Here is an 8,891-nt window from a genome sequence, read left to right as displayed (position 1 = left end):
CCCGCAGCCGCCGCGCCCGGCGTCCGTCGCCCGCCATGTCCTCGGCGGTGATGACGGCGGCCGCGGCCTCCGCGTCCGGCAGGTCGTCGTCGACGTTCCGGCGCCGGCCCGGCAGCGCGAGCACCAGCAGCACGACCGCGAGCAGCCCCTGCGCCCACACCCACGCGGTATGCGTGATGGGCGTGTCGTAGCTGAGGTCCAACCGGCCGCCGTTCGCCGGGAGTTCGAAGCCCTGCGCCCAGCCGTCGACCGTCGTCGCCTTCAGCGGCTTGCCGTCGAGCGTGGCCTGCCAGTCGGGCGCGGACCGGTCGGCGATCCGCAGCACCCGCCCGGCCGCGCCGTCCGGCACCGTGGTGTGCGCCTCGACCGGGCCGGACGCCACATGCACCGGCTTGGCCGCCGCCCCGCCCGCCGGGCGGCCCGAGGACTCCGCCGGGACGATGGAGACCCGCGAGACCCGCTGGTCGACCCGCCACAGCACACCGCCGTGCTCCCGGCTGAGCTGGGTGAGGCCCGGGGTCGCGTTCAGCACCCGCTCCATCTCGGACGGCGCGCCCTTCTGGACGTACACATAGCGCACCGCGTAGCCGCCGAGCTGCCGGGTCTGGTCGGCGCCGGAGCCCGCGATCAGATTGGCCACGACACCGTCGAGCCGGGTGTCGGCGCCGCCCGCCTTCGCGAGTTCGCCCTCGCCCAGCCGGGCGCCGGAGCCGCGCACCAGGGCGTAGTCGGCGTGGGCGGCGCTGCTGCCGCCGCCGAGCACCAGGGTGCGGGCCTGGTCCTCGGTGGCGCTCTCGGCCGCCACGAACGCCGGGACCTGCGCGGGGTCGCGCCGCCCCACCGGGCCGTCCGCGCCGCTCACCATCCAGACGACGGCGGCGTACAGCGGCGCGGCGACCGTGGCGACCGCGATCAGCAGCGCCACCGGCTGGCGCCAGCCGAAGCTCTGTGCCGCGACCCGCTCGCGTGCGTTCTCGGCGCCCACCACACCGGCGGTCAGCAGCGCCAGGCCGTAGACGAGGGTCGCGGGCCCGGCCCAGCCGGAGCCGCCCGTGAACGCCGCGAAGAGGAAGCCGGTGAGCGCCACGGCCCACGCGGCGCGCACCACCGTCTGCCGCTCCCCGCGCATCAGCGCGGCGAGGGCGGCCAGCACGAAGCCGAGCAGCAGCAGCGTGCCGCCGCCCTTGGGGCCGCCGGGGCTGAGCGCGAGCAGGTCCAGGGCGGACGCGGAACCGGCGCCGCGGTCCAGCCCGGCCTCCTTCAGGAAGCGCGCGGGGTCGGTAAGGAGGTCGAGCGACCAGGGGGCGAGCACGACGAGCGGGGTGCCGACCACGGTCAGGAACCGCAGCCCGTAGCCCATGAGCTGCTCGGTGCCGCTCTGCCGGAACCGCAGCACGAGCACACCGGCGCCCAGAAGGAGCGCCATCGGCCAGACGACCGGGGTGAAGGCCATGGTGAACGTCAGCAGCAGCGCGTACGCCCACGCCGCCCGCCAGCTCGGCAGCCGCGTCCCGTTGCTCGTGAACCCGCTCGCGGCGGCCGCGGCCCGGGCCATCAGCGGCAGCAGTATGGCGAGCACGGCGGTGCCGAGCCGCCCGCCCGCGAGCGCTCCGGTCGCGGCCGGGAGGAAGGCGTACGCGACGCTCCCCCAGGCGCGCAGCAGCCGGGACTCGACCAGCGGCCGGGAGGCGAAGTACGCGATGAACCCGGCCAGCGGCACCGAACAGACCAGCAGCAGGGTCAGCGTGAAGCCCGTGGAGCCCAGGAAGACCGTGCCCAGTGCGGCGAGGGCGGCCAGATACGGCGGCGCGGACTGCGTCCCGCCGGTGCCGACCGGATGCCAGCCGTCCACATAGCTCGACCACAGCTCGGAGACATGAGCGGGCGCGGGCAGCAGGGCGCCGCCCGCGAGCGCGCCCGCACCGAGCAGATCCCGGCAGGCGACCAGCGAGACCACCAGCAGGACGAGGAAGAGCATCGGCCCGGGCTTGCGCGCGATCCGCTTGAGCCGGGCGAACTGCTCGATCTCCAGGAAGTCGGCGTCATCGCCGCCGGGCCCGGACTCGACCGCGCCGTGCCGTCCGCCGGACGACAGTTCGGGCTCGGAACGGCCGCCTATATTGCTGGCGACCTGCTCGACCGTCGCCCTTACGGTCGCACCGGGCGGCGGGAACAGCGGCCGCAGCTCGCTCGGCTCCGCCGCGGGACGGCCTCTGCGCTTGCGCGCGGCGAGGATCCGCCCCGGCCGCAGCAGGATGCCGAAGAGACCGGCGACCTCGTCCAGGGCCTGCCCCGGCACCTTGCCCACGAGATAGGCCAGGGTGCGCAGCAGGGTGCCGAACAGAAGCCGCAGCATGACATAGGGCAGCAGCGCGCCACGGGTGTTGACCAGCAGGGTGTAGACGGCGCCGGCCTTGTCCACGCGATGGGGGTTCGCCACCGAGCGCCCCACGCAGTCGATGGGCCGCCGCTCGCGCGCGGACGCCTCCGCGTGCCGCAGTACGGCGTCCGGAGCGATCAGCACCTGGTGGCCGGCCGCCTGGGCGCGCCAGCACAGGTCGACGTCGTCCCGCATCAGGGGCAGCCGGGCGTCGAAACCGCCCAGCTCCTCCCACACATCGCGGCGCACCAGCATGCCCGCGCTGGACACCGACAGCACGGGGCGCACCTGGTCGTGCTGGCCCTGGTCCTGTTCGCGCCGCTCCAGACCGGTCCAGCGGCGGCCGCTGCGGGCGATGCTGACGCCGACTTCGAGCAACTGCCGGCGGTCGTACCAGCCGCGCAGCTTGGGTCCGACGATCGCGGGCTCGCGGTTGGCGGTGAACTCGGCGTCCACGACCCGCAGCAGCTCGGCCAGCGCGTCGGGCTCGGGCGAGCAGTCGTCGTGCAGCAGCCACAGCCACTGGACGGGCTCGCCGTGCGGCAGCTCCGGCAGGTCGTACGCGTCATCGCGCCAGGACCGGTTGACGGGGTCCCAGCCGCTGGGGCGCTTGAGGTACGTGAGCTCCTCGGGGCCGAGCACCGGGGCCGTACGGACCGCCTCGGCGACGGCCGTGCCGAAGCCGCTGCGGCGCGCCATATGCAGCACCCGCTCCTCGCCGAGGGTCTCGGTGAGCAGCCGGGCGGAGTCGTCGGCGCTGCCGGTGTCGGCCGCGACGACGCTCTGGACGGGGCGCTCCTGGCCGAGCAGACCGGACAGCGCGTCGGGCAGCCAGCGGGCGCCGTCGTGGGCGACCAGGACGGCGGTGACGACATGACGCGGATAGGCCGGCGGCTGAACCGGTTCTTGAGCGGGCGCAAACGCGGCGTTGGCGGCCGGATATTGGGCCGCCTGGTGGCTGTGCACGGACATCGAGGTACGGGCCCCGGTTCGCTGGACTGCGGTGGACGCGCGCGCCCCCTGGGGGCGTTGGAGCGTCTCGGACGGGGCCCCACACTAACGGCTGTGTATGCGGCCGGTCCGCCTCCCGTCGCCATGCGGGCAGGGGGTGGACCGGTCGCGGTGGCTCAGCCCGCCGTGAACTGTGCGGATATGTCAGCGCGGGTCATACGGTTCCGGCAGGTCCGACAGGGCCGCGGAGTCGGCCGAGGCCGACTGGTCCCCCGGGTCGGCGGGGCCGACGGGACCGGCGGGTCAGGCAGGTCCGGCGGGTCAGGCGGGTCCGGCGCCGGGTGTCAGACGGCGGCCTTCTTCAGTCGGCGGCGCTCACGCTCGGACAGACCACCCCAGATGCCGAACCGCTCATCGTTGGCGAGGGCGTACTCAAGGCACTCGGAACGGACCTCACAGGCGAGGCAGACCTTCTTCGCCTCACGGGTGGATCCGCCCTTTTCCGGGAAGAACGATTCGGGATCGGTCTGGGCGCACAGTGCGCGCTCCTGCCAACCGAGCTCCTCGTCCGCCTCTTCGACCAGCAGTTGCTGGAACAACTCGGTCATGTGCGCCCCTCGTCTGTCTTTGCGTCCCCGTGCCTGATGCCGTCGGTGAAGCGGCAGAACGACACGAGTGAAATTACAAGTGTGCCGATCCGGGCCAGTCAAGCCGAGATCTGCTATTGGGCCTCTTATTCACTCTGCGGAACCAAGGCTGCGCGGAAAGTGTTCAAATCGGCCTAAACGCGACACCTTCCCCATCCGACGCCCGGGCCCCTCCTCTCACGCTCACTGAGGAGGACGCCATCGACGCCGGTCCCGTTGCATCGCCCGGGAGATGGAGCGGGGTGGCGCAGGGGTCGTGCGGGGATCGTGCAGGAGTGGTGCGGAGGTGGTGCGCGTCGATGCGCGTTGGTGCGCCGTCTCACCGGTACAACGCGTGCACAAACCTTTCTGCCTCCATAGCGACCGGAAGAGGTGAACCTTGAGCTGAAACGTGAGATCAAGTTGACAGCGGCGCGGCGATCCAGGTCTCCTTGGTCGCATGTCAGTGACCCACGCGCCCCTGCCGACCCGTGACCACGGGTTCCGCTGCGCTGTGCGGGCTCGCTGTCGCTGTTCGAGCTGTTGATGCCCCCAGAGCTCCAGCTTTCTCCGCGTTTGCCTCGCTTCGCTTACCGCGTCTCGTCCTGAGACCGCGTTCGCTCCGCGCTTCGCACCGCACTTCGGGCCGCACTTCGCGCCCTTGCCGCGTCCCCACGGCGCACCTCTCCGCGCCCTTCCCGCCGAGGAACCCCCGCCATGAACAGCGACGTCCAGATCGCCGGTGACCCGCTCGCCATCCCGCATCTGCTGCCGCCCGTACCCGCGCACCCCACCACCGTCTCCGCCTTCGCGGGCCTGGCCCGCACCATCGCGGCCGACCGCGACGGCTGGGCGTCCCTCGTCCAGTACGACGCCACCAGCCGCTGGTACCACCGGCTGCGCACCGGCCCCGGCTATGAGGTGTGGCTGCTGAGCTGGGTGCCCGGACAGGGCAGCGGAGCCCATGACCACGGCCGCTCCTCCGGGGTACTGACGGTGCTCCAGGGCGAGCTGACCGAACGGGTGGGAACGCGCGGCGTGCGGCATGCGCTGCGCGCCGGCGCACAGCGCGTCTTCGCGCCCGGTTATGTGCACGACGTCGTCAACGACGCCCTCGAACCCGCCGTCAGCCTGCACATCTACTTCCCCGGGCTGACCGAGATGCCGCTGCACCCCACCCAGAGCGCCGAGTTGTCCGCCCCCGCGCACCCTGCCGCGGCCCCCGGCACGCTGGGCGTCCCGGGGCGCTGAGCCGCCCCGAACGCCCGCGATGTCCGAGGCGGCTGCCAGACTGTCTCCCATGCGCATTGTGGTTCTGGCAGGCGGTATCGGCGGCGCCCGTTTCCTTCGCGGTCTGATGTCGGCGGCTCCGGACGCCGACATCACCGTCATCGGGAACACCGGCGACGACATCCACCTCTTCGGCCTCAAGGTCTGCCCCGACCTCGACACCGTGATGTACACCCTCGGCGGTGGCATCCACGAGGAGCAGGGGTGGGGCCGGGCCGACGAGACCTTCGCCGTCAAGGAGGAGTTGGCGGCGTACGGGGTGGGGCCCGAGTGGTTCGGCCTCGGCGACCGCGACTTCGCCACGCACATAGTCCGTACGCAGATGATCGGCGCGGGCTATCCGCTGAGCGCCGTCACCGAGGCGCTGTGCGCCCGGTGGCAGCCGGGCGTGCGGCTGCTGCCCATGACGGACGACCGCGTCGAGACCCATGTCCTGATCGACGACCCGGACGCCCCGGACGGCGAGAGCCGTAAGGCCGTCCACTTCCAGGAGTACTGGGTGCGGCTGCGCGCCTCCGTGCCCGCCCACGCCGTCGTCCCCGTCGGCGCCGACCAGGCCAAACCGGCGCCCGGCGTCCTGGAGGCCATCGCCGACGCCGACGTCGTCCTCTTCCCGCCGTCCAACCCGGTCGTCAGCGTCGGCACGATCCTCGCCGTGCCCGGCGTGCGCGAGGCCATCGCCGACGCCGGGATCCCGGTCGTGGGCCTGTCCCCCATCGTGGGCGACGCGCCCGTGCGCGGCATGGCCGACAAGGTGCTCGCCGCCGTCGGCGTCGAGTCCACCGCCGCGGCCGTCGCCAAGCACTACGGCTCCGGGCTGCTGGACGGCTGGCTCGTCGACACCGTGGACGCGGGCGCGGTCGACGAGGTCGAGGCCGCCGGGATCCGCTGCCGGGCGATCCCGCTGATGATGACGGACCTCGAGGCCACGGCGGCGATGGCGGCCGAGGCGCTGGTGCTGGCGGAAGAGGTGCGGGGATGAGCGCGTTGCGGGACGGGGTGGAGGGTGCGTCGGAGAGCGTGTCGCAGGAGTTGCCGTCGTATCAGGTGTGGGCCCTCCCCGGGATGCCCGAGGTGCGGCCCGGTGACGACCTCGCCAAGCTCATCGCCGACGCCGCGACCTCCGGCGGTCTGCCGGGGCTCGCGCACGGCGATGTGCTGTTGGTCACCTCCAAGATCGTCAGCAAGGCGGAGGGGCGCGTTGTCGAGGCGACCGACCGCGAGGCGGCCATAGACGCCGAGACGGTGCGGGTCGTGGCGCGGCGCGGCCGCACCCGGATCGTCGAGACCCGCCACGGCCTGGTCATGGCCGCCGCCGGGGTCGACGCCTCCAACACCCCTTCCGGGACCGTCCTGTTGCTCCCCGAGGACCCCGACGCCTCGGCCCGGGCGATCCGGGCCGGGCTGCGGGAAGTGCTCGGCGTGGAGGTCGGCGTCATCGTCACCGACACCTTTGGGCGCCCGTGGCGCACCGGGGTCACCGACGTCGCCATCGGGGCCGCGGGGGTGCGGGTCCTGGACGATCTGCGCGGCGGCGTCGACGCGTACGGAAACGCGCTGAGCGCGACCATCGTCGCCACCGCCGATGAGCTGGCCTCGGCGGGTGACCTGGTCAAGGGCAAGGCCGAGGGGTTGCCGGTGGCGGTGCTGCGGGGGCTTCCGCAGGTGGTTCGGTTCGAGGGGCTGGACGATGGGGCTGGGGGGCTCGGCGGGTCCGGTGGACACGAGGTCGATGAAGGTGCGCGGGCGTTGGTGCGCGGTGCCGCTGACGACATGTTCCGGCTGGGCACCTCCGAGGCCGTACGGGAGGCCGTGACGCTGCGCCGTACGGTCCGGGAGTTCACCGACGAGCCGGTGGACGGCGCGGCGGTGCGGCGCGCGGTCGCCGCCGCCGTCACGGCGCCCGCGCCGCACCATACGACGCCGTGGCGCTTCGTCCTGCTGGAGTCGGAGGAGTCGCGGACACGACTGCTGGACGCGATGCGGGATGCCTGGATCGCCGACCTGCGGGGGGACGGCTTCTCGGAGGAGAGCGTCGCCAAGCGGGTGCGGCGCGGGGATGTGCTGCGGAAGGCGCCGTACCTGGTGATCCCGTGCCTGGTCGCGGACGGTGCCCACACCTACCCCGACCCGCGGCGGAACACGGCGGAGCGCGAGATGTTCGTGGTCGCGGCGGGCGCCGGGGTGCAGAACCTGCTGGTCGCGCTGGCGGGTGAGGGGCTGGGGTCGGCGTGGGTGTCGTCCACGATGTTCTGCCGCCCGGTGGTGCGCGAGGTACTGGGCCTGCCGGACGAGTGGGACCCGATGGGGACGGTCGCGGTGGGCCAGGCGGCGGTTCCGCCGGTGGCACGGCCGGAGCGGGGGGTCGAGGGGTTCGTGGTGGTGCGGTAGGACGTCGGGGGCGGGGCCGGGTCCGAGGTTGTGCGGGCCGGTTGTGCGGTGGGGTCGTGTGCGCGGGGGCAGGGGGGCGCGCGTTGTGCGGGGTGGGGGCACGGGTGCGGGAGCGTTTGCTGGGGTGCGCCGTGGGGTTGCCCTTGGAGCGGGGCGCCCTTGGGGACCGTATATTTACGGCGCCATTGGCCGGGGACGTTGAGTGGGTGATGGCGAGCCCGGGCCGGGGCATGAGCGGGCGGCGCGCCGTCCTGGTCATGGGATCCAGCACCGCTCAGTGACCCTCGGCGCAGGCGGGCCGTAGGGTGGCGGGGTGTGTGTGAGACGTACCTGGAGCCCTTCGGGGCCCTGCGACCTCGCGCGTAACCTCGGAGTGCTTCAGCGAGGCCCAGGGGATCCCGCGTTTCAGGTCGGCGCGGACGGCGCCTTCTGGCGGGCGAGCCGGACGCCGGCCGGGCCCGGGACCATACGGATCGCGCGCAAGGATGCGGAAATCGAGGGCCGGGCCTGGGGGCCGGGGGCGGAGTGGCTGCTGGACGGTCTGCCCGCCCTCCTCGGGGCGGACGACGACCCGTCCGCGTTCGTGCCCCGCCATCGGCTCGTCCACGAGGCGCACCGGCGCCATCCCGGACTCCGGCTCATCCGCACCGGGCTGGTCCTGGAGTCCCTGATTCCGTCGATCCTGGAACAGAAGGTCACCGGCGTCGAGGCGTACCGCGCCTGGCGGCTGCTGCTCCAGCGCCATGGCGAGCCCGCGCCCGGTCCGGCCGAGGGGATGCGGATGCGGGTCATGCCCGATCCGCGCGCCTGGGCGCTGATCCCGTCGTGGGAGTGGCATCGCGCGGGCGTGGACACCAAGCGCTCCTCGACGATCCTGCGGGCCGTCCGGGTCGCTCCACGGCTGGAGGAGGCCACGTCCATGGACCTGGCCACCGCCTCCGCCCGGCTGCAACTCATCCCGGGCATCGGGCCCTGGACGGCGGCCGAGACCCTCCAGCGCAGCAATGGCACTCCGGACGCGATCACGGTCGGGGATCTGCATCTGCCGCGGATCGTCGGCTACGCGCTCACTGGGGAGCGGGGTGCGGATGATGAGGCGATGCTCGAACTCCTGGCCCCGTATGCGGGTCAGCGCTACCGCGCGACCCGGCTGATCCTTCTGTCCGGCCGTACTCCGCCCCGCCGCGGGCCCCGCTTCGCGGTCAGGGACTTCCGGACGATGTAGCCCCCGGGGCCCTTTCACCGGGTGCGGA

6 protein-coding genes are annotated in these 8,891 nt (G+C 73.3%); 4 read left to right on the top strand and 2 right to left on the bottom strand.

The genetic code is table 11. From position 1 onward, the window contains the following. Together KN815_RS33255 and KN815_RS33250 are read right to left on the bottom strand one after the other, a co-directional pair. The coding region (locus KN815_RS33255; RefSeq protein WP_216345577.1) for a glycosyltransferase family 2 protein at positions 1 to 3,352 on the bottom strand (3,352 nt) is incomplete at its 3' end. Positions 3,353 to 3,675: 323 nt separating this feature from the next. Then, on the bottom strand, positions 3,676 to 3,939 hold the full coding sequence (locus KN815_RS33250; protein ID WP_004952403.1) for a WhiB family transcriptional regulator: 264 nt from the start codon (positions 3,937 to 3,939) through the stop codon (positions 3,676 to 3,678). A gap of 735 nt (positions 3,940 to 4,674) precedes the next feature. On the opposite strand from KN815_RS33250, the gene KN815_RS33245 reads away from it, so the two are divergent. From KN815_RS33245 to KN815_RS33230, 4 genes are all read left to right on the top strand, one after another. Next, positions 4,675 to 5,208, top strand: a complete 534-nt coding sequence (locus KN815_RS33245; RefSeq protein WP_216345576.1) for a cysteine dioxygenase — start codon at positions 4,675 to 4,677, stop codon at positions 5,206 to 5,208. Positions 5,209 to 5,257: 49 nt separating this feature from the next. Then, on the top strand, positions 5,258 to 6,229 hold the full coding sequence (cofD, locus tag KN815_RS33240; RefSeq protein ID WP_216345575.1) for a 2-phospho-L-lactate transferase: 972 nt from the start codon (positions 5,258 to 5,260) through the stop codon (positions 6,227 to 6,229). Continuing rightward, positions 6,226 to 7,638 carry a coenzyme F420-0:L-glutamate ligase gene (locus KN815_RS33235; RefSeq protein ID WP_216345574.1) on the top strand — a complete coding sequence of 471 codons (1,413 nt, stop codon included), beginning with the start codon at positions 6,226 to 6,228 and terminating at the stop codon, positions 7,636 to 7,638. The genes cofD and KN815_RS33235 overlap by 4 nt, the downstream gene beginning before the upstream one ends. A 313-nt stretch (positions 7,639 to 7,951) precedes the next feature. Continuing rightward, on the top strand, positions 7,952 to 8,863 hold the full coding sequence (locus KN815_RS33230) for a DNA-3-methyladenine glycosylase family protein (protein WP_216345573.1): 912 nt from the start codon (positions 7,952 to 7,954) through the stop codon (positions 8,861 to 8,863). The last annotated feature ends 28 nt before the right edge of the window (positions 8,864 to 8,891 follow it).

The organism is Streptomyces niphimycinicus (assembly GCF_018883605.1).
Lineage (GTDB): Bacteria > Actinomycetota > Actinomycetes > Streptomycetales > Streptomycetaceae > Streptomyces > Streptomyces niphimycinicus.
Note: the sequence above shows the minus strand (reverse complement) of the source record. Positions and strands in the feature narration are given on the sequence as shown.